Source organism: Paenibacillus sonchi (assembly GCF_016772475.1).
GTDB lineage: Bacteria > Bacillota > Bacilli > Paenibacillales > Paenibacillaceae > Paenibacillus_AQ > Paenibacillus_AQ sonchi.
Genome location: NZ_CP068595.1, coordinates 5326450 through 5347268, shown reverse-complemented (window position 1 = coordinate 5347268; position 20819 = coordinate 5326450). Strand labels below are relative to the sequence as shown.

Genomic DNA, 20819 nt, shown 5'->3' with positions numbered 1-20819 from the left:
CTTAATAATGGTATTGTACGGTTAAAGATTGGACATGATACAACAAATCTTGGTACCTGAACATGATATTATAAATAAAAAAGGAAGGATGATGAAGCTCCTATGTCAGGGTTAAAACCGCTAAAAAAAATGAAAAGCCTGTATTATAGTATACACATTCTAACGGCCCTTATCCTGCTCTTGCTGCTTGCAACGGGATGTAACAGCAATACTGCCACACCATCCAGGACCGCCGCTCCCGCCCCTTCCCCGGCAACAGGGGCTGCGCCGGAGCAGCCGGTAGGTCCCTCCTCTTCCCCGGAGGCTTCCCGGCCGCCGGCCGCTGAGTCAGGTCCGGTCTCCACCCAGGAGGTTGACGCGCTGACCAGAAAAATTGCCGGAATGACCCTGGAAGAAAAAATCGGGCAAATGCTGCTTGTCGGGATTGACGGCACCACACTGGAGGCAGAAGCAAAAAGGATGATCACGGACGACAAAGTCGGCGGAATTATCCTTTATGCGGACAACATCAAGGATCTGAAAGGTATGGTCAATCTCATTAATGCGCTGAAAAAGAGCAACACAACAAATCCCGCTCCGCTATTCATGAGTGTCGACCAGGAAGGCGGCAAGGTGAGCCGGATGCCTAAGGAATATGCCTCCATCCCCTCAAACAGCAAAGTGGGCAATAGCAATGATTCAGTCGCAGCCGGGACGATGGGCAAGCTGCTGGCCCGGGAAGTGCGGGCAGGCGGGTTCAATATGAATTTTGCGCCTGTCCTCGACATCAACAGCAATCCGGACAACCCTGTCATCGGCGACCGTTCATTCGGCAGCTCTGCCAGCATAGTGAGCAAGCTGGGGATTGCTGAATTGAAGGGCATAGAGAGCGAAGGCGTTGTGCCGGTGGTCAAGCATTTCCCCGGACACGGGGATACTTCGGTCGACTCTCACCTGGAGCTCCCGGTGGTGAACAAGAGCGCTTCCCAGCTCGCCAAGCTGGAATGGCTCCCTTTCCAGGCCGCCTTCAAGGAGAAAGCAGACGCGGTCATGGTGGCGCATATTTTGTTTCCCCAAATTGATCCCGACTACCCGGCATCGTTATCCCGGATTATTATCGGTGATCAGCTTCGCGGTGATATGGGATACCAGGGTGTGGTGATCACGGACGACCTGACCATGGGAGCCATTATGAAGCATTTTGATCTTGGCAGCGCAGCAATAGAGACCGTTAATGCAGGCTGCGACATCCTGCTCATCGCTCATGGATATGAGAATGAGCAGCTGGCCCGGAAGGCATTGCTGCAAAGCGTTCGCGGCGGTACGCTCGACGAGTCAAGGATCAATGAAAGTGTCTACCGTATTTTGGCTCTGAAGCAGAAATACAGGTTGACTGACAAGCCGGTTCCCGTCCCTGATCTTGCTGAACTTAACAATGAAATCAAACTATGGCGCAGTAAACTATCTAAATAACAAGAAAAGAAGTAATCCGTCCACTAATGCGGATAAATTACTTCTTCTCGATATGCATCGGCTGTATGGCTTGTGTCTCCCCGAAATAACGGGTTCTACTGAAGCACTACGGTGTCGCCGGGTTTTAGTCCGGACAGAATCTCTACCTTGTCCGTCGTTTCCAATCCGGTTTTAACTTGTACCTTTTCTGTTTGCCCATTGCCTTTGTCCAGCATGACGTAAGAGAGATCCCCTTCATGAATGATAGCAATGTTGGATACCGCAGTAACGTTATCTTTGCGCAAGGTTTCAATCTCGCCAGTCAAGCTGAGGCCGCCAATTAAAAGCTCATTCGGCTCAAGCGAAATGACCACTTCAAACTGTGGCGCTTGGGTGGTTGTTGTATCCTTGGCCGATACAGTCGTGGCAAATTTGGATACCTTTTTTACTACTCCGGTCAGCTTCACATCCTTGGAAGCTGTCATTTTGACCTTTACCTTCATTCCCGGCTTGATGTTGAAGACATCCTGTTCACCCACCAGAGCGATAAACTGCAATTTGCTGAGGTCCACGATTTTGCCGAGGTACTGGTTGTCGGTTACCATACGTGGAATTTCACTGGCATTGTCGAACAGGAAAATTCCTGAAGAAGGGGCACGATAGCTCGCTGACTGAATCTTCTTTTTCTTGTCCGCAATTTCCCGTGCTTGAATCTCCGCATTTACCTGGTTTAAGTCATCGCCGATTCTTGAAGTCTCTTGGGTGGCCAGCGCTTTTAACCGTTCGGCTTCAGTAGCACCGACAGCCGCAGACTCCTCAGTCTGTTGGCTGACGAAGGCATTCAGCTCGGCTTCCAATTTAGCTTTGCGTATCGTTGCTTCCTGGGTGGCAATTTCATTCTTGAGTGTTTCAGTGTCCAGCGTATACATCACTGCGCCTTTTTTCACTTGTCCGCCGTTTTCTACTTTCCATTCCGTTACTTTGGAAGCAAATGGAGCATAGACCAGGGTTTCATGCTCATACTTTGATGTGCCTTTAATCTGGATAGATTTTGTCATCGATTCTTTGGTTACCGGGAAAGAGATGACCTGCGCCGGCTCTACTGGCTGAAGCTGCTCTTTGGGTTTACTCATTTTGTCATAGATAAAATAACCGGCGACCGCCAGTATCGCCACTATGATAATCCACTTTATAATCCTCTTCATTCCTGTGACTTCCTTTCAGCTTATAAATGGCTAATCCCGTTTGATCGCAGTGAGCGCATTGGTTCTTGCTGCACTGATTGCCGGATATATCCCTGATAACACCCCGGTTAATACTGCAAAAACAATACCAACGGGAATGGAGTTCAGCGGAATTGAAACGACAAGACTCTCGCCAGTACCCATTGTCATTTGTCCAGAGCTGCTGACGAGCTTGTTAATGCCCTCCACAATCAGATATGAAAAACCAATCCCGAGCAATCCTCCCATAAAGCCCAGCAAAGCAGCCTCCATGATGAACATAGTACGGATTTGCCTCATGTTGGAGCCCAGCACCTTCATAATCCCGATCTGCCGCCGCCGCTGGTGCGTAGACATCGTCATAGCTACGATGATGGAGATGGAAGCAATAATCAGGATAAATCCGCCCACTCCTAAGGCTACCATTTTGAACATGGCAAATTGGGACTTGAGCTGTTCCAGTTGATATAGGTTGTTGCTCGTGTTCAGGGTCAGCTTCTTAATCAGTGTCTCTACTTGAGGTAAATTATCCTGGTTATCTACCCGGATAAGCGCTTGATTGTAGGTTTGACCCATTTCGGGTTTATCCGGCTTTATGTTGAATTCATCCTTAAGCCTGTCATAAGTTTCTTGGGATACATAGATCTTCTTATCATACATAGCTTGATCAGCGCTCATCCCATCCGCTTTTTTCAATATGCCGGCCACTTGAAGCTGGGAGCTGAGGTAGCTTTTCACACCACCGGTTGAAGTTTCGTAGTCACTATGTCTGAATTGAACCTGCTGTCTGTACAAATTAGAAGGCATTCTGGACAGTTCATCATATTGCCGCATTACTTCAGGGTCATAGGAATTGCTGCTCAAACTCTCCATCAGCTTCTTTTGGGTTTCTATATCCATAAGCCCAATCGTGGCGCCGTAGTTAAGCACTACGCTGCCAATTTGTTTGCTGGGCATACCTTGCTGAAAAGAAAAATCATATTTGGTCAGCAGGCTGAGGTCAGTCACCACTAAGTTGAAGTTGGATATTTTGTTGTCAGTGGTTAAAAGTTCAAAGTATCCGGCATCTTGAAATGGAGCGGCAGCCGTGACATGCTTGAGTCCCCTGATAATCTCAAGCTTCTGTTCAGTCAGCTTTCCGACATTCGAATTGGCCCCTGTTTTGGTCGCGGTGGGGCCGCCGCCTTGCGATACCCCTTCATTCGGCATCACGGTAATTTCATCCATTTTAAACTGGGCCGTGACTTCACGGCTGACGTAGCTCTGTACAGAGTCGCCAAGACTCAAGGCAACGACAATAGCCGAACAGCCGATAGAGAGCCCCAGCATACACAGACCCGTTACAACCTTTCTCCGTTTAATCTGGCCCCATGCCAAACGGGTCACATCAAGAATTCTCACTGTCAGGGACCCCCTCTGCAGGTTCTGATTCAGCGGTACCGCGTTTTTCTGTAATCATGTGGCCGTCCCGCAGCGTAAAGATACGCTGCATATGCTCCGCCACCTCAGGCTCATGCGTGACCACAATGAACGTGGTTTTCATTTTTTTGTTCAAATCAATCAATATGCTAATAATCTCTTCTTCTGTTGTGGTATCCAGATTACCGGTAGGTTCATCCGCAAAAATAATTGACGGCTCCGTAATCAGCGAACGGGCAATACTGACCCGCTGCTGCTGGCCCCCGGACAGCTGAGAGGGAAACATCTCCGATTTGTCCGGGATCCCCACCGCCTCCAGCAGGGCAAGCGATTTTTTCTTGCGGACCGACGGTGAGACGGATTGAAAGACAAGCGGCAGCTCCACGTTTTCGCGTACCGTCAGGCTGGTGATCAGCTCATAAGCCTGAAAGATGAACCCGATATTTTTGCGCCGGAATACCGCCAGCTTGTTCTCACCCATCTTGACAATATCCTGGTCGGCAATATAAATATGACCTTCTGTCGGCTTCATCAGGCCCGCCATCAAATTCAGCATTGTGGATTTGCCGGAGCCCGAGCTGCCCAGCAGGGCGACCATATCGCCCTGATTCACCTCAAAGCTGATGTTATGAAGCACCGGCGTCACTTCACTGCCGCTTTTAAACGTATGTGATATATTCTCCACTCGCAACATAAGCTGCTCCTTTTTGTACTTTGATATCATTGCTTATCCGTTAATCGCTGGTTGTCGCTCTTTCAATCTTCAAGGTATACGCCTGGTTGGCCAGTTCGATCCGCTCACCCTGGAATTCATCATACAGTCTGATGGAGTATGTTCCGCCAGCCAGCTTTTTGTAGGTCTCGCTGCTGAAGGACATGGAATACCTGTTGTTGTCCCCTTCTATCAGATCCGTTCCGAGCGTGAGGCTCTTCTCTTGCGACTGTCCGTAAGGATCGGTCATTTTGAGCACAAGCTTGTGGTCGAAAGAACCGACATCATAGCTGATATCACGCAGCAGGCTGTAATTCATGGTGATATTGATGGTATCGCTGCCGCGCGCATTGCGGCCTTCTGAATTAAGAACGGATAAGGTATAAGGATACAGCGTAACCTTGGACAAATTGTTAACCGGCGTGATGTACTGCGGACTAAGTTCCAGTGCAGAGACATTGATGAAGCCTGTGGATTCCTGTCCAGCCTCTGTAAACTTGTTCCCGTTGATGCCAGGTCCCAAATAGAGTGTAACATCCGAGGCATCCACTGATTTCGGGAGCTTCGCCCAGAACGTAACCAGCTGCTTGCCGCCAGGTGTCGCCGCCATATCCGGCTGTACTGGAGTGGTCTCATACAGCTGTCCGTCTGCGGTTTTAAAGTAGGCCTGAAGGCGGGCCATTTTGCTTTGTCTTTTCTCTTCACTGCTCAAGAACATTTCAGTATAAACAATATTTGAGTTAATCCCTTGGTAGATGACTGTTTTGTTCTCCTGCACTTTGGCATTTTTCCCTTTTCCGACAATGGTATAGCTGCCGCCTCTGTCAACCTTGTATACGGCATCTGTTACACTGCTCGTGTTCAACGACAGGAATGGCACATTTTCTTCTTTCACTACAGAGTACAGATTGACCCGTGTTGATTTGAAATCCGTAGTATAAGGAATTTTGCTGAATACATATACCTCTGCACTTTTCCCTGGAGCAATGGAAGAAGCTTCCTTCTCCATGAACAGGTCCGTAGATGCTGACAAGTCGTTGTTGTCCAATTTTAGAGCGCCCTTAAGATCAGGCAAGGTAAGGTTCACCGATTGTGTATTGGTGATATTCAGCTTGGCGATTAGAATGTCATCATTTTTCCATGGAAAACGCTGGAGAGACATCAGGCTATAGTCGAAAGTGCCATATTGATTGGTGATCCGGTAATTCATAGCTTTTTGCGTGTCCGCACGGAGTGTGTAAGGAACGGCGAAATAAGCGACAGGAATAGACAGCTTAGCCGTAGCACTTGGAGAGACGGTTGTGCCTGGAGAGTTGGAACCTCCGGTTCCTCCAGCCCCACCAGCCCCGGATCCCTCAGGTGTTGATCCCGAAGTCCCTGGTGTTCCTTGTGCTGGCGTACTAGGCGTATTGCCGCTGCTGTTCCCGCTGACCGATTCAATCATTTGCAGCTTCAGTGTGTTCTGTTCGACCTCAAGCGGAATCTGAGCGGTCAGTTGGACCACTTTTTCCTCCATGGGTTTCAAGCTCGCTCCGCTCACACCATTGGAGCTGATCGGGAAGGTTGTGCCTTTAGCTGTTCTAACCGAAAGGTCATAGGTAGGCAGAACAACTGCTTGTTTGCCGGCATTTTTAAGCCGGAACTGGAAAGTCCATATCCCTGCGGCATCTTCCCCATAGACATTTGCGCCAGTCAACTGCAATTCGATGGTATTGCTGTTGATGCCGATCTTTTTGATGGCGCCTTTGCCAACATTCAGGTCAGGGGTCACCGCCGCAGGAAGCTTGTACGAAAATTTAGGGAGTTCAAACTTAAGCGTCTCATCCCTCTGGACATATTGCACCTTCATGTTGTCGGTCTTCAGATACGGCGGAATCTCAGTCACGTAATAGATGGTTTTTTTCTCTTGCGGCTGAATTTTATATCCGGCCAGCGAATTGTCGAGTGCCAGCTCGAATGCAGTTCCGCTTGCAGACATTAGGTATGCTGTATAGCCAGGGTCCGTGAGAACCTTGTTCCCTTCATTGCTGAAGTTGATGCCAACCTTAGCGAATACCTTGCCGCCATACTTGTAGATCTGCAGGGATTCGGAAGCTGCAGAGACAGGAATGTTATTCATGGTGACGTTCTGTCTTTGGCCACTCACTGCACTCGAAGAATAATTAGCCGGAAGGCTGATGGCCCCTGCGTGTCTCAGGTAACCTTTGCTTTTGGGGTCCCATACATACATTGATACTTTGAGGCCTTTGAGTGAATTGATTTTGCCTATGTTGACGTAGTAGGTCACCCTTTCGGTTTGTTTGGAAACTACCTTGTTCTTAGCTGCGTCGGCGGTCACCGGGTTGCCCGGAATGACGGAGCCTCCTGAAGTAACCACTCGCGAAAAATAATGGCTCAGGCTTGCATTGCTGCGGCCTGAGTTGGAATAGTTCAGTGTGTAGGTCAGAATATTCCCGCCAGACTGAGACCAGAGACTAACATCCTCCAGCGTAGCTTTGACACCCGCCTCCAGCGGAATGGACCCCAGATTCTTGGGCGCGGTGCTGGCGGCAGATGCTGCAGATACCTTTGCTCCGGCGTTGTTTGCTGCTGCCGGAGCGGCAGAGGCGGGATAAACAGACATTTGGCCAATAATAAAAGTACTTAACAACAATGCGATATATGTAGTTCTATGCTTTCTCATTCATTTCCCCCCATGAAGTTTTACTAGGATCATTATAGTGGTTGAAGATGAGGTAATTGTATCCAATTTGTAACCATTGGTTGCAATTTGTAACCTTCTGACGAAAGTTCCCATAATCTGTTATTTCACAATTGTTCCGAAGACACGCCGATATTGGTTGGGGGCATCCCCTCAAACTCCCTGAATACTTTAATGAAATAGCTGGATTGGGAAAAACCGGCCTGGCGTGCAATTTCCGCAACGGAGAACCCGGTGGATACAAGCAGCAGCTTGGCTCTGGCCAGACGGCAATCCGTCAAAAAGCGGTTGGGCGTTTTCCCCATAACCAGCCGGAACAGACGCAGAAAATGATAACTGCTGTAACCCGACAGCCGGGCCATACTCTCCAGAGTCCAGGCCCCGGCGCACTCCCTGTGGATAACATTCGCCGCGTTGCGGATGGAATGCCTGATCTCCAGAGAGACAGCACCGTTCTGCGGCTCGGAATTTTGCAGTAATGTGATCAGGATTTCATACAGAAGCGCCGACAGGCGCGGTTCATAGCGGGTCTCATAGGATACGCCTAGCCGGTACATTTCTTCGAATAAGCTTTCCAGACCGGCTTCCGGATCAAAGGTGAAAAAGTAGCCGCGCGACTGGTCGACCTCTTCCAGCAAAGGCAGCGGCAGACCGGTCCCAAAGTGTACCCACCGTACATCCCAGGGCTGGCTCAGACCGGAACCGTACTGCTGATAAGCTCCTCTCGGGAAAAGAAACCCTTTGCCTCTCCCCATCGGGATCCGTTCCCCTTCATGAAACACATAACCTTCCCCGGCAAAAATCAAATGTAAATTATAGCTGTTCAGCAGTCCCTCCGATCTTCTCTCCGCATGCTGCGGGAAGTTGCTGTAGTGACCCAGAAATTCCGGATAACATACATATTTGGTGTAGGCCGGTGTTGGCAGATAACATTGCTTATTCATTAGACGAACAACTCCCCCCTGTGCTATGCAACAATCTAGCAATATCGTTATATTAAAGCAATATTTTGTTATATAATATTTATTTCACTTGATAATACAATATATATGTCATCAGAATAAAGCATATTTTTAATAATATCTGTGATCCCTTGGAGGTTATGATGAGCAAACCTGTTGCAAATGAACAACGATTTGAGCTTGGCGTATGTTACTATCCTGAACACTGGCCGGAGGAGCTGTGGGCCGACGATTACCGGCGGATGGTTGAAACCGGATTCACAATTGTCCGTCTGGCCGAATTTGCCTGGTCCATCTTCGAACCTGAGGAAGGTGTCTTCCAGTTCGAATTGTTCGACAAGGCTATCGATCTGGCCCACAGCTATGGATTGAAGGTAATTCTGGGCACACCTACTGCCACGCCTCCCGCCTGGCTTACCGAACGTTATCCGGAAGTTCTGAATGTTACGAATGAGGGAGTTACCCTTCAGCATGGTATGCGCCGCCACTATAATTACAGCAGCCCCAAGTACCGGGAGCTCTGTGCCGCTATCACCAGACAGCTTGCGCTGCATTACGGCAATCACCCCGGTGTGGCGGGCTGGCAAATTGACAATGAGTTGAACTGCGAAATCAATGTGTTCTACTCGGAGAGTGATCACCTTGCCTTCCGGGAGTGGGTACAGGCTAAATACAAAACGCTGGACCAGTTGAATGACGCTTGGGGGACCGTCTTCTGGAACCAGACCTATACCAGCTGGTCACAGGTCTTTCTGCCGCGTCCCACCCCTACACCCAAACAGCCTAACCCTCACCAGGCGCTGGATGAGAAACGGTTTATTTCGGACAATACGATTTCTTTTGCCAAAATCCAGGCGGATATCATCCGTGAGCTGGCCCCCTCCCAATGGGTAACCACCAATGGCTTGTTCGGTCATCTGGACAGCCATGAGCTGAATGAGAAGCTCCTTGATTTCTTCAGCTATGACTCCTATCCGCAGTTCGCAAGCATTCATACGGACCCGGAAGAAGCGGAGCCGCTGATGGACCGGAGCTGGAGTCTCTCGCTGTCCGCGGTCCGCTCCATCAGCCCGAACTTCTGCATTATGGAACAGCAATCCGGCCCCGGGGGCTGGGTCAACCGTATGAATATGCCTTCACCCAAACCGGGCCAAATGCGGCTCTGGACCTACCAGTCCATTGCTCATGGAGCGGACAAACTGCTCTACTTCCGCTGGCGCACGGCAACGATGGGCCATGAGATTTACTGGCATGGCCTGAATGATTATCACAACCAGCCGAACCGCAGAGTAAGGGAAGCTGTACAGATTGGACGGGAGCTGGCTGAAGCAGGCAAGCATATTGCAGGCACCCGCAATCAGGCAGGCGTTGCCATTCTGCGTGATTATGACAATGAATGGGACGGTGAATACGATGTCTGGCATGGACCGTTCATGTGGCAGAGCAACAAGGAATGGTTCAAGGCGCTGCAAAAGCGGCATATCCCGAATGATGTCCTCTACCTCCGCAGCAAGACCACGCTCGAAGACCTCATTCCATATCAGGTGCTGATCTACCCGCATCCGGCGATAATGAGCGATGAGACTGCCAGGCTGCTTGATCAATATGTGCAGCAGGGCGGAACACTTATTTTTGGTTGCCGGACCGGATACAAGGATACGCGCGGACAATGCTATATGCGGCCTTTTCCCGGTGCAGCCAGGGATCTGTGCGGAATCACCGTTGAGGAATTCACCATGGTCCAAGGCACCCGTCTGCCGACCTCTATCCGCTGGGGAAATGACACTGAGGCACTTACCGGGGCAGATGCTTTTAACGATATTCTTCATGTGGAAGAGGACACTGTAGAGGTCATGGGCACCTACGCGTCTGATTATTATGCCGGCAAACCTGCGGTTACCCGAAACCGACGGGGTAAGGGTGAAGTTTGGTACTACGGAGCCGTTTTTAATGCAGAAGCAGCCCATAAAATCTTAGACAGCCTGAACCTTAGCTCCCCTGCCGCCGAGTGGCTGGAGCTGCCCCCGGAAGTGGAACTGCAAATCCGCAGCAATGATAAGTCCGGCTATGCCTTCCTGTTGAACTACAGCGAAGAAGCCGTAACGATCACGCTCAAAGATCATAAAACCGATCTCCTGACCGGTGAACCCCTCTCCGGCTCCTGTAAGCTGGAAGGCTTTGGGGTTCGGGTGCTCTATTAAAGCTTCATGAAACCGGCTGAATACGGATTAAAAGCGGATTATTGGCAGAGAAGATTTGTTTCCTCCATATAAGCATATAATATAGAACTATACTGACTCTTCCTGACGGCAGTGATCTGCAAATGGAGGGGTCTTTTCAAATCTACCCTGGCAGGTGAATAACAACACGGGGCTTACGGCCGCAGGAATTCCCCACAACTCCAAAATCAACGGGGTGCACGCTGAAGACGGATCGTTGTACTATAGGCAGGCTTAGCGTCCTTTGACTTGCAAAGCGCTCATAATGGTATACCACATGCACAACGCTCGCCCAGAAGTCAGTTAGGACATGCATTGGGGGCCTTATGACTATGGTGTGGGTCCTTCTGCGGACACGATGCGCTCCCTTCACGATCTATCCGCAGCCGTTGCGGACCGGAAAGCCGTTATTGAAAGAAAATTCGTCCATTCCACAGGACATCGGACTGAGATGCCTTTATTTTTTCCTTTCCCCTTTATTCCAGGCTCCATCGAAGGATATAACGGCTCCTGAGTCCGTATCCGCTGAAAAAACAAAATTTTGGGCAAAATAAGGTCTCCTCGGTCCGCATCAGTCCGCGGATGGAGGGGCCCAATCCTCATGCATCGCTTATATCCTCGTAGGCTTCCAAGATATCCACACTTTTTTTCATTGTATAATTTCCTATACAATCAAAAAAGAGACAGCTCCATGGAACCGTCTCTTAAGAATATTTATATGTAATAATTATTTTACTTCTTCACTAAACTGTTCAGATAAGCATCTGCTTCTTCATAGGTTGGATAATGAACGGCAAACTTCCCGAACAGTCTCTTCATCTGCATCTTCCAAACGGGGGTATCGGCAACATAAACCCATCCTCCTACTCCATGGGCAACAGCTATATCTCCTGTAGGTGCAAGCATGGCAGCAACCTCAGGAGTAAGAATAGTCTTAGACTCAGTGACATCGGTAACTCCTGTGAATCCAGGCTTCAGCTTCTTCATAGCTTGTTCAAAATCTGATATGTATGCAGGAACATCAGCTTCTGTTAGGCCAAAAGCTTTCACAACCACTTGATTTTTTTCAACATTTACATCCATTGTGTAAGGCATAATCATTCCCCCAGTTTAAATTCTACCAATTGATTCTTAATGAAGAAAACAAAATGGTAAGTATATTAAATTATCGGTTTTGTGAATTCATTATTTTAGGTAATAAGGGAATTAATGACGTGAATATTACGTGTTTTAACATGAAATTTGTTTATAGCTTCCACATTTTCCGGACAAAACTCCCCATACTCCCAATTGCCTCCTGTGCTTCGGGGAGCATATCGGACATCATCTGGAACACGCTCCACATGTTCTCCCAGATCTCCAGCGTGACCTCCCCTCCTTCAGCACGAATACGCTCCGCCAGCCTTTCGGCATCACTTAACAGCACTTCCTGATCCCCGGCCTGGATCAACAGCGGCGGCAGCCCATGCAGGCAGAGCTTAAGCGGAGAGAGCAGCGCAGGAGGCTCACCGGCATAGCCGCCGAGGTAATCCCGCAGGATTCTCCGGTTCCCCTCCCGGCTCCCTGTGGGGTCCAGTTCAGCCTTGCTGTCATAGGACTCGCCGTCGAGGTGAACGAGATCGCCATGCGGAGAGAGCAGGAACGCTGCAGCCGGGAGCCTTCCCCTGATTCCCGCAGTGTGATCATCGTCATGAGCGCAAGCGTGGCACCTACAGAATCCCCGCCAAGGATAATGTTCTCCGGCTGCAGGCCCGTCTCCAGAAGCCGGCAATAGGCGGAATAACAATCATCATTGGCGGCGGGATACACATGTTCAGGAGCAAGACGATACTCTACTGTCAGTACCGGCGCACCGCTTGCGGCAGAAATTCTCGCAGCCAGGTCACGGTAAACTTCACAGCTTCCGGAGATAAACCCTCCCCCGTGAAAATAGAGGATAACCTTCCTTCTGTCCTCCGGATTATGATCCTTACAGGCATTTACCCATTCCCCTTGAAGCCCGTTCATATCTGCCTTTTCGGCAGATATATCCGGAAGCTGCTGCAGCCGTTTGGCGGACTCCGCCAGCTCCAGCCGAATTTGCATTGCTGTTTTTCCGGCAGTCTGGCTATTTTGCTTCAAATGATTTTTGATGGCGTTAAGCATTTCTATTGAACTTGGCATCATATACTTCCTCCCCGCATTGGCTTGATACCTGCATTCTAAACCCTGTATCCAGGTACAGAGTCAAGCAGCAATGTGAAGGCGCAAGTTGCAAGAACGTCGGATTCCAAAATACGGTCGCTAATCTTCCAGCTTGAGGATTTGCAGGGTCTCCTGCACACCCGGATGCCGTTCGGCAGATTCGAGGTTTCTTTTCAGATCAACAAGCAGCAGCCTGGTTTTCTCCCGTTTGGCAATTTCAAGGTCAACGGCGGTCATCTTCCGCTCTATAGCCATAATGAAATCAGGTATACTTAATTTTCCATCCTCCGACTTCTTCAGCGCTTTTGTGATTTCACGCAGCGTGAAACCGCAGTTCTTGGCGTTCTGTATAAAAATAATCCGTGCAAGTGTCTCTTCCGTATACACCCGGTAGCCCGAGGCAGTCCGCTGCGGCTGGGGAAGCAGACCATGCTTCTCGTAATACCTCAAGGTTTCAATATTCACTTTCGCTTCCTTTGCCAGTTCTCCGCGTAAATAGGTAACCACGTTGAGCCTCCCTCCTGCTAATGACCTGAAACGATTATAATTTCAGTTTTTCTTTCAGCCGCAGTACCTCTGATTCCGGAAGCTCAGCAGCCCCGTATCTGGCCTGATTGTAGAATTGGAGAAGCTCAGCGGACGCTGCGGCAGCCGCTTCATTCTTTCGCTGGCGCTTTCTCCCTGCATTCCATTCCGCAATATCTGCCATGGTTTCTTGCGGTGTAAGATAATTCCTCTGCAAATATCCTTCAGCACGTTTGGCCTGCAGCCAATGGCGGTACAGCCAGCGGGTCCGCTCGCGACCCCCGTTCATTCCTTCCCAGCGGTCCCGTCTGGAAGCGGACGCCAGCCGGTTCCGCCAATAATCTCTGACGCCCTGTACCGTCTTCTCCCAGGTGAAGATGCTTTTCTCTTCGTCCCGGTAAGCGGTATTGTTCGGAATTGACTCTTTTCGCAGCAAGGACAGCAGGGAATCGATGAACTTCCGCCACAATCCTCCCGTATTGCGGTACAGCCAGCGGAGACCGTAATACAGCACTACCGCCAGCACTGCCGCTCCGAAGGCATAAAAAGCATAATCAAGGAGCACCGACAGCAAGCCCCGCTTTTGCGTTTCGGCCGGCGGCATTTCGGGCATGACCGGAGGCAGAGCTACTTGCAGCGGCTCGCTCTCGCCGGAGCCGGAGAATAGACGGCCTAACCAGCCGAAGAATGCCTGCGCGGCATGCCAGATGAGTGTTCCCAACGCTTTGCCTGCTCCCGCTGCAAGCACTGCGGCAACCGTGATGAACAACAGCACAAACAGCCGGTTATGCCTCCGCAGTCCTGCCGGCAGCGGAGTGCCAGCCCCCGAGAAGGAACTATAACGCAAATGGCTGGTGTTGGTATCCAGCAAGGCCAGGACCAGGCATAAGCTGCCGCTCCAGGTTAAACCTGCAACACTCGGCTTCAGCAGCGGAACCCTGGCAAAAGCAATAGTTGCGGCAAAATATAATGCGATCCCGGCAACATAGAGTCTGAGCCTGCGATCCCGGCCGGCAGCCGTCGTCCCCAGATAAGCGCATATGGCAGCACCTGCATAGAGGGGAATTTCCTTCAATGCATATGCACCTGCCAGAGCTCCCGCCAGCGCACCCAATATAAGCGCCGCCAGCAGCTGCTTCCATTTCCGGTTGCATTTTTCCCGGAGGAGTACGCCTGTCATGGAAACAAGCGGCAAGGTATACATCCAGGGAAGCACAGCTTCCTCCGGCTGCAGATACTTCTGCAGTACGATCCACACCGGAAGGAACAGCAGCCATTCCACGATACAGGACAGCCAGAGCTTTAGTGTCGTTATCCACTGAGCTGATCCCAATGTCTTCATGCGCTGCCCCTCCCTTCACCAGGAATATCCAGCCATTCGACACCATTCCCCGCCAGCCTGAGCTGTTCAGCCGCCTGCTGAAGTCCGGCACCCCGGTGACAGGAAATAATCAGATAATCTGTATCCGTGCTTCCTCTCTCGGCTTCAAGCTCCAGCAGCCTGCTCATGGGCAGTACTCTTTCCAGGCTCAGCCTCGCCAGCAGACTGAGGATGTCCTCCATCCGGCCCATCGGCTCTGCATTGACGGGATCATGTTCACCATCCCCGTCCAGTCTTCCATTGCTGAGGAACCCTGTCTCAATCCCATGTCCTACAGCATAGTCAGCTATTGTAGCTGCGTATCGAATACCCTGCTCAATCCGCTCTATATCCGTTACCGTCCTCCACATGGAATCACTGATTTCCATGTTCAGGCAGATCATAAGCCTGGAATCGGCAGTGAAATCCTTGCGGTGAACCTGCATTTGTCCGGTGCGGGCCGTGGCTTTCCAATTGATGGACCCCAGGGAATCTCCCGGACTGTATTCGCGTGTACCCGCCGTTAAGAACGGGTCGTGTACGATCCAGCGTTTGACGGGAAGCTCTCCCAGCCAGCTGTGAATCGGAAGCGGCAGTTCATACATATCCACCATGGCCGGATATACCATCAGCTCCAGTTGCAGGGGAAAGGTGTGGGTATTGCGGCTAAGGCCAAACAAATCTCCTGTAGTCATGGTTGCCGTATCCAGACGGAACAGGCCGCGTCTTTCACAGCGGACGCGGTGGGTCCGCTTAATATGGCGGTATGGTCGGAGGTAGAACAGGCTCACATGATTTTGGTAGATTTCCCCGCTGCTGATGCCGAGATTCTCCTGGCTTCCAAATTCGAGCCCTCTCGCGATGCCGGACTCCAGACGAAGCCAAGGCAAGGGCAGCAGTTTGCCATTGCTGATCTCTTCTACCATTTCCACAGTTTCCCCCTCAAACGCTGCCTGTGCAGAGAAATAACGGATATAATTCACTTTCTTCAGTGCATTCCGCTGATAGATTGCAGAAATGAACACCAGCAGCAGCAATGTGCTGATGATGAACCAGGGCAGTGTCATCTTCTATTCCACCCTTCCACCTCTTGCAGCTGCCGGCGCCGCTTCCGCCGGAACCTCCACTTCACGCAGCACCTGTTGCACAAGCTCTGCAGCCTGCCCTTCCCGTGAACCCGGTCCACGCTGCAGAAGCAGACGGTGGGCGAGCACCGGCACCGCCACCGCCTTGATATCATCGGGCAGCACATAATCTCTCTGCCGGATGAGCGCGTAACCCCGGGCGGCACGAAGCAGCGCGAACCCGGCGCGGGGGCTTGCCCCCAGTTTGACGGATGGCGCCTGGCGCGTCGCTTCAACAATTGCGATGATGTATCCAAGCAGATCATCGCTGACCGTTACCGCTGCAGCAAGCTGCTGAAGCTCCTGAATATCTCTCCCGGAAGCCACAGCTGACGTTTCCAAGAGGGGATTGTTCTCACGGAATCTCTGAAGGATATGAACCCCCTCTTCAAAAGTCGGATACCCCGTAGTGATCCTCATCAGGAACCGGTCCAGCTGCGCTTCAGGCAGCGGAAAGGTCCCCTGGCTGTCCACCGGATTCTGCGTCGCAATGACCAGAAAAGGCGCATCCAGCTCATGCGTTACACCGTCGATGGTAATCTGCCGTTCTTCCATGCATTCCAGCAGGCTGGACTGGGTGCGTGGAGTCGCACGGTTGATCTCATCGGCCAGCAGAATGCTGGAGAACACCGGGCCGGGGCGGAATTGGAATTCGCCTGTTTTCTGATTATAGAAATTGATTCCGCTAAGATCCGAAGGAAGCAGATCGGGCGTAAACTGTATCCGCTTGAAGGAGCAGTCCAGCGAGCGTGCCAGTGTTTTGGCGAGCATGGTTTTGCCTGTGCCGGGCACATCTTCCAGCAGGACATGTCCATTGGCCAGCAGGGCGGTCAACAGCAGATCTACTCCTTCCGCTTTACCTACAATAACTTTAGCAAGATTCTCTCTTATTGCCTGTATGAGTGCCGCAGCTTCCTGAACCATCATGAAGAATAACACCATCCGTTCCATATATAGGTATGTACTAAAGCTTAATCATACCAGAAAGCGCCTCCAATATATAATAGATAAGTCGCAGCGGTCATTTGACAGTCCTGCCAAGCTTGGAGCGGATGAATGCGGCAATGAAGTAATAGACGGGGATGCATTCTATGAACAACCAGGAGTACATAATCAGGTATGAGGTGAAATCCCTGAGATAATTTGCAATATTCAGTGTATACAGGTAAGCGATGGTTATGGAGCAGAGCGTCAGGATAGGAATTACTGCTTTGGTCTTCTTCCGGTTGGTGAGGTACAGGGTGCATTTGCAGGCGATATAGATTAGAACAGAACCGTGAATGAACATGGAGGCAGACCAGATGCCTATCAGAATAGGGTCCAGATTGCCAAGAAATGCGCAGCACAAAGGAACCGGGTGTTGTACACCCGATTCCCCGACACAGCTTCTACATATCCGACGGGTTTTATTGAATGGCAGCGCCAATATTAGTGCCGCTTGGAGTACCTGAACCTATCAAGTCGCTGCCGGCGGCCAGCCTCAGGAAATTGCCCAGACTGAAGGAACCGTCAGCATTCCGCACAACTGAAGGAGTCAGGCTTACGAAATCGGCGCTGCTGGCTGCGAGACCCTTGCCGTTCACACTGGCATTGCTTTTCCACCAGACATTCGTGCTGGAAACATCCGTTCCGCTTGTTTTGTCACTGGATGTACCCGCAAAGCTCAGATTGTTTGTGAATACATGTGTACCTGAATCAAAAGCAAAGTTGCTCTGCCCGTTGCTCCACGAGGTGTTGTTGGTCATCTGTATGGAACCCGGATTGCTGTTGTAGGTGAAGCCATGCTTTTTATTCTGGAAGGCAACACTGTTGGTGACAATGTGGTTCACGGCAATTTTGTCCCCGCCCAGCTTGAAGCCGTTGCCGTCGCTGTTGGTGGTGGTGTTGCCATCCGAGGTTTGGCCGTTTTTGTATGCCACACTGTTCTTGATCGTTACCGTACCTATTGGACCTGTCTCTGATTTGGTATACAAATCCCACCCGTCATCTGTATTCCAGGCCGATATACATTTGTCGAACACATTGCCGGGGCCGATGGTCAGCTTGGCGGCAAAACCGTCCGCATCCTCCCCGTTGTCCGGGTCGAAATTGTCATGTGAATAAACGCCGATGATCTGGTTGTAACTTGGCCAGTCGCTCATGCTGGAAGCTGAAGAAGCATAACGGCTGATTTGCAGGCCGGAATCCCGGTTATGATGTGTCTCCACATTTTCAATAATGTTGTAGTTACCGCCGATGAAGATCCCGTTGTCTCCGGCTCCTTTGACCTCCAGGCCTTTGATATACCAATAATGCCCGAAGATTTGCAGTCCGCGCTCGGTGGATGCGAAGCTTTCACCAGAGAAATCAAGCACTGGCTTCTCACTTCCATAGGCAACAAGGTTTTTGCGGGAACTGGAAGTTCCGCTGTTGTCCCGGTCTATAGTTACCGGGGAGGACAGGGAGTACGTTCCCCCCGCAGATAGATCGTCCCCCCTGCAGCAATCCTGGTCAGTGCCGACCCCAGGGTAGTTGGGCTTCCAACGGTTCCTGCATTTCCGGCTGCACCGTTAGGCGCTGCATACAGCACACCGGAAACCGGGCTCGCTGTAGGTGTTGCTGCAGGTGTGGCCGTGGGTGCAGCCGTAGCCGTCGGCGCAGGAGTTGCTGTAGCGGTTGGCGCTGCAGTTGGGCTGGTTGTTGGTGCTATGGTTGCTGTAGCGGTTGGGCCAGAAGTTGGAGTAACACTGGTACCGCTTACAATAACATTATCGAATTTGGCGGATGTTTTGTATGCAATCAATCCAATCCCGCCAGAAGCAAAATTGTTATCGTGTGCATTTAACTGCAGCTCATTATTTACGTACATGTTAATTGAATCCCCGCTTAGCTCAAGCTTAACGGTGTAAACAGTTCCAGCGGTGATGGCATAACCGGTTTTAGTTGCGAGCGTAGTGCTTTCTCCACCGGCTTTTTTACGGATCTCCAGTGTGCCCCCGTTCGAGTTGGATATGGAAGCCGCATAGTAGTTGTTCCCGTCGGTATAACGTCCGCACACATATGTACGGTTGTTCCCGTTGAAATTATCGACCTTTACATCCGCCTGAACACTATAATCGCTCCAGGAGCTGCTGCCTGCCGAAGTTCGTCCTTCGGAGCTGCCGGATTGATAATATACATAAGAGCTGCTATCCTGTACTACAGACCATGTGCCTGTCGTGCTGGTCCAATTGCCGGGGCTGCCGGACTCAAAATCATCACTGAAGAGGCTTGCCGCCTGTACTGACGGTATCCCCCATTGCAGGCCGCCAAAAGCGAGTACAGCAGACAGGGCAATCGATGCGGTGACTGCAAATCCCTTTTTTATTTTCACGTTAACATTTACCTCCAAAGTGTTTTATAGTTTTCGGAACCAGTTGAGCTGTTGCATGCTCGCAGTTTGCTTGCTGTTCTCACCCACTGCATTTATCGCGTTCATCGCATTCCCCTTCCTCTTTGATATGCAGTTCACTGTAAAAATCATTTTTTTGCAGTGGCCTGCCTAATCTTCACTATAAGTAAATATTTGTATTTGTACAGATGTTTTTTCGGAATAATATTACAGTACTGTGAATGAATTGTATTTACACAAGAAAAGGCCCGCAAACCAACCGTTTGGGGCCTCATTACTCTATATCCTAAGATACATCACTCTCAGTTTTGGACAAAAGGCTTCAGCTGCTTAAGCAGGTCTTGCAGTTGTTCCGAGCACTGGCCGTACATTTTCTTCGCCTGTTCATTGTTGGTAGAAAGGCTGAACAGCTCCAGGTCCGCTTCACATTTCTTCAGCAGCGCGTACAGTTGGGGTTTTTCCTGCGTTTGAGGGACCTCAACACTGTCAGTGTACAAGTCCACCGTGAGCTCGCCATAGGAATCCACTTGGCCCAGGTACACATTTTCGGGGGACAGATTCAGCTTTTCCAGTTCCCCCATCAGCCAGCCGCGTGTCAGTCCCAATGCATCCAAGGGTTCATCCATGATCTCGCCATCCATAATAACCGCTTGCGTTTCCTGCTCCGGTGCCACCTTAACCCCCAGATGCTTGGGTGTCAGAGGCTGATTCTCACGGGTCAGCAGAACATTAATCGCCCCGTCTGTTTCCATAATGGCGAATTCCACATCGGCCACCTTAAATACATCCTTTTTACGCAGCTCCCCCAATAACTCGTCGGTCGTCAACCGTTCTTTTTTCAAATTATCTTCAAGGATTTTACCATCCTTGATCAACACGGTTGATTTGAAATCAATGAAGTCTCTGGCCTTTTTGCTTTTCATTTGCAGAAACTCGATACCTAGCGAGAAAGCAACCCAGACAATCAGTGCGATGACCCCCAGATGCCACGTTTTGTCCGTGTCCAAAGAGATGTACGCTGCAAGACTGCCCACAGTAATCCCTGTAATGTATTCAAAGAACGAGAGCTGTGAGACCTGTCTTTTACCGAGCAGCTTCGTCAAAAAGAAAAGCACCACCACCGCAAAAACGGTGCGCCAAATCACTTCAAGCCATTCCGGCATTTTTGTAACCTCCCGATTATCCTGTATTCATGTCTGTCGACCTTCATTATTTGCCAGAAGGTGCGGAAATAACCATGAAATTTTTTACTGGTTAAGTCGTGAGGTATACAATTTCTTGTCTCGACAGATACTATATCGCGTTAACGAACCATCATTATAAGGAGGTGTAAGAAATGACCGTAGCTTCACAAGTGAAAACCTGTGTCTCATCTTTGAAGAGCGCTCAAGCCAGCCTTGAGCAATTTGCATTGGAAACGCAGAATCAGGAAGCCAAAACCCTGTTCACCAATGCGGCCCAGCAAACTCAGCAAATTGTAACTCAAGTGGAAAGCCGGGTGACTGAGCTGGAGAAAGAGGAACCTCAATATAAAGGGTTTTAAATCCATTTGAAAAGTTCAGAAAAAAACAGGCTGTCTCTCTGGCACT

At 50.3% G+C, this 20819-nt stretch carries 16 protein-coding genes and 2 pseudogenes; 4 read left to right on the top strand and 14 right to left on the bottom strand.

Annotated elements, in window-relative coordinates; translation table 11 throughout:
* The first annotated feature begins 129 nt into the window (after positions 1–129).
* Positions 130–1452 (top strand): beta-N-acetylhexosaminidase, encoded by a 1323-nt coding sequence (nagZ, locus tag JI735_RS23875; protein ID WP_202677685.1) that lies wholly within the window; start codon positions 130–132, stop codon positions 1450–1452.
* A 95-nt stretch (positions 1453–1547) separates the two neighbouring features.
* On the opposite strand, the gene JI735_RS23870 is transcribed toward nagZ, so the two are convergent.
* The 5 genes from JI735_RS23870 to JI735_RS23850 form a co-directional block, all read right to left on the bottom strand.
* Positions 1548–2636 carry an efflux RND transporter periplasmic adaptor subunit gene (locus JI735_RS23870; protein ID WP_039837900.1) on the bottom strand — a complete coding sequence of 363 codons (1089 nt, stop codon included), beginning with the start codon at positions 2634–2636 and terminating at the stop codon, positions 1548–1550.
* Between the two features lie 30 nt (positions 2637–2666).
* Positions 2667–4055 (bottom strand): ABC transporter permease, encoded by a 1389-nt coding sequence (locus tag JI735_RS23865; protein WP_039837899.1) that lies wholly within the window; start codon positions 4053–4055, stop codon positions 2667–2669.
* Positions 4042–4767: an ABC transporter ATP-binding protein gene (locus tag JI735_RS23860; protein WP_039837898.1), complete on the bottom strand. Its 726-nt coding sequence runs from the start codon at positions 4765–4767 to the stop codon at positions 4042–4044. Before JI735_RS23860 ends, JI735_RS23865 begins: the two co-directional genes overlap by 14 nt.
* A gap of 40 nt (positions 4768–4807) precedes the next feature.
* A complete protein-coding gene (locus JI735_RS23855) occupies positions 4808–7468 on the bottom strand; it encodes a hypothetical protein (RefSeq protein ID WP_051052120.1) in 2661 nt (886 codons plus the stop codon).
* A 125-nt stretch (positions 7469–7593) separates the two neighbouring features.
* Positions 7594–8430, bottom strand: coding sequence for a helix-turn-helix transcriptional regulator (locus JI735_RS23850; RefSeq protein WP_202676501.1), 837 nt, complete (start codon positions 8428–8430; stop codon positions 7594–7596).
* Positions 8431–8591: 161 nt separating this feature from the next.
* On the opposite strand from JI735_RS23850, the gene JI735_RS23845 reads away from it, so the two are divergent.
* Together JI735_RS23845 and JI735_RS36250 are read left to right on the top strand one after the other, a co-directional pair.
* Positions 8592–10649 (top strand): beta-galactosidase, encoded by a 2058-nt coding sequence (locus JI735_RS23845; protein WP_039837897.1) that lies wholly within the window; start codon positions 8592–8594, stop codon positions 10647–10649.
* Positions 10650–10977: 328 nt separating this feature from the next.
* The gene (locus JI735_RS36250; RefSeq protein WP_039837896.1) at positions 10978–11181 is read left to right on the top strand and encodes a hypothetical protein; all 204 of its coding nucleotides are present in this window, start codon (positions 10978–10980) and stop codon (positions 11179–11181) included.
* A 218-nt stretch (positions 11182–11399) separates the two neighbouring features.
* Here the strand turns inward: JI735_RS36250 and JI735_RS23840 are convergent, their stop codons facing one another.
* The 9 genes and pseudogenes from JI735_RS23840 to JI735_RS23795 all read right to left on the bottom strand — a co-directional run bounded on the left by JI735_RS23840 (position 11400) and on the right by JI735_RS23795 (position 20393).
* Positions 11400–11762, bottom strand: a complete 363-nt coding sequence (locus JI735_RS23840; protein ID WP_051052117.1) for a hypothetical protein — start codon at positions 11760–11762, stop codon at positions 11400–11402.
* Positions 11763–11913: 151 nt separating this feature from the next.
* A pseudogene (locus JI735_RS36245) lies at positions 11914–12752 on the bottom strand (alpha/beta hydrolase).
* Between the two features lie 198 nt (positions 12753–12950).
* Complete coding sequence (locus JI735_RS23825) at positions 12951–13358, bottom strand: MerR family transcriptional regulator (RefSeq protein WP_039837895.1); 408 nt, start codon at positions 13356–13358, stop codon at positions 12951–12953.
* 34 nt (positions 13359–13392) lie between these two features.
* A complete protein-coding gene (locus JI735_RS23820) occupies positions 13393–14718 on the bottom strand; it encodes a hypothetical protein (RefSeq protein WP_202676498.1) in 1326 nt (441 codons plus the stop codon).
* Positions 14715–15803: a DUF58 domain-containing protein gene (locus JI735_RS23815; RefSeq protein WP_039837889.1), complete on the bottom strand. Its 1089-nt coding sequence runs from the start codon at positions 15801–15803 to the stop codon at positions 14715–14717. The genes JI735_RS23820 and JI735_RS23815 overlap by 4 nt, the downstream gene beginning before the upstream one ends.
* Positions 15804–15806: 3 nt before the next feature.
* Positions 15807–16787 carry an AAA family ATPase gene (locus JI735_RS23810; RefSeq protein ID WP_039837887.1) on the bottom strand — a complete coding sequence of 327 codons (981 nt, stop codon included), beginning with the start codon at positions 16785–16787 and terminating at the stop codon, positions 15807–15809.
* A gap of 94 nt (positions 16788–16881) precedes the next feature.
* A complete protein-coding gene (locus JI735_RS23805; protein ID WP_157771451.1) occupies positions 16882–17148 on the bottom strand; it encodes a hypothetical protein in 267 nt (88 codons plus the stop codon).
* Positions 17149–17266: 118 nt separating this feature from the next.
* A pseudogene (locus JI735_RS23800) lies at positions 17267–18549 on the bottom strand (right-handed parallel beta-helix repeat-containing protein).
* Between the two features lie 983 nt (positions 18550–19532).
* Positions 19533–20393, bottom strand: a complete 861-nt coding sequence (locus JI735_RS23795) for a DUF421 domain-containing protein (RefSeq protein WP_039837883.1) — start codon at positions 20391–20393, stop codon at positions 19533–19535.
* Between the two features lie 173 nt (positions 20394–20566).
* On the opposite strand from JI735_RS23795, the gene JI735_RS23790 reads away from it, so the two are divergent.
* The gene (locus JI735_RS23790; RefSeq protein WP_039837882.1) at positions 20567–20773 is read left to right on the top strand and encodes a DUF1657 domain-containing protein; all 207 of its coding nucleotides are present in this window, start codon (positions 20567–20569) and stop codon (positions 20771–20773) included.
* Positions 20774–20819: the final 46 nt, after the last annotated feature.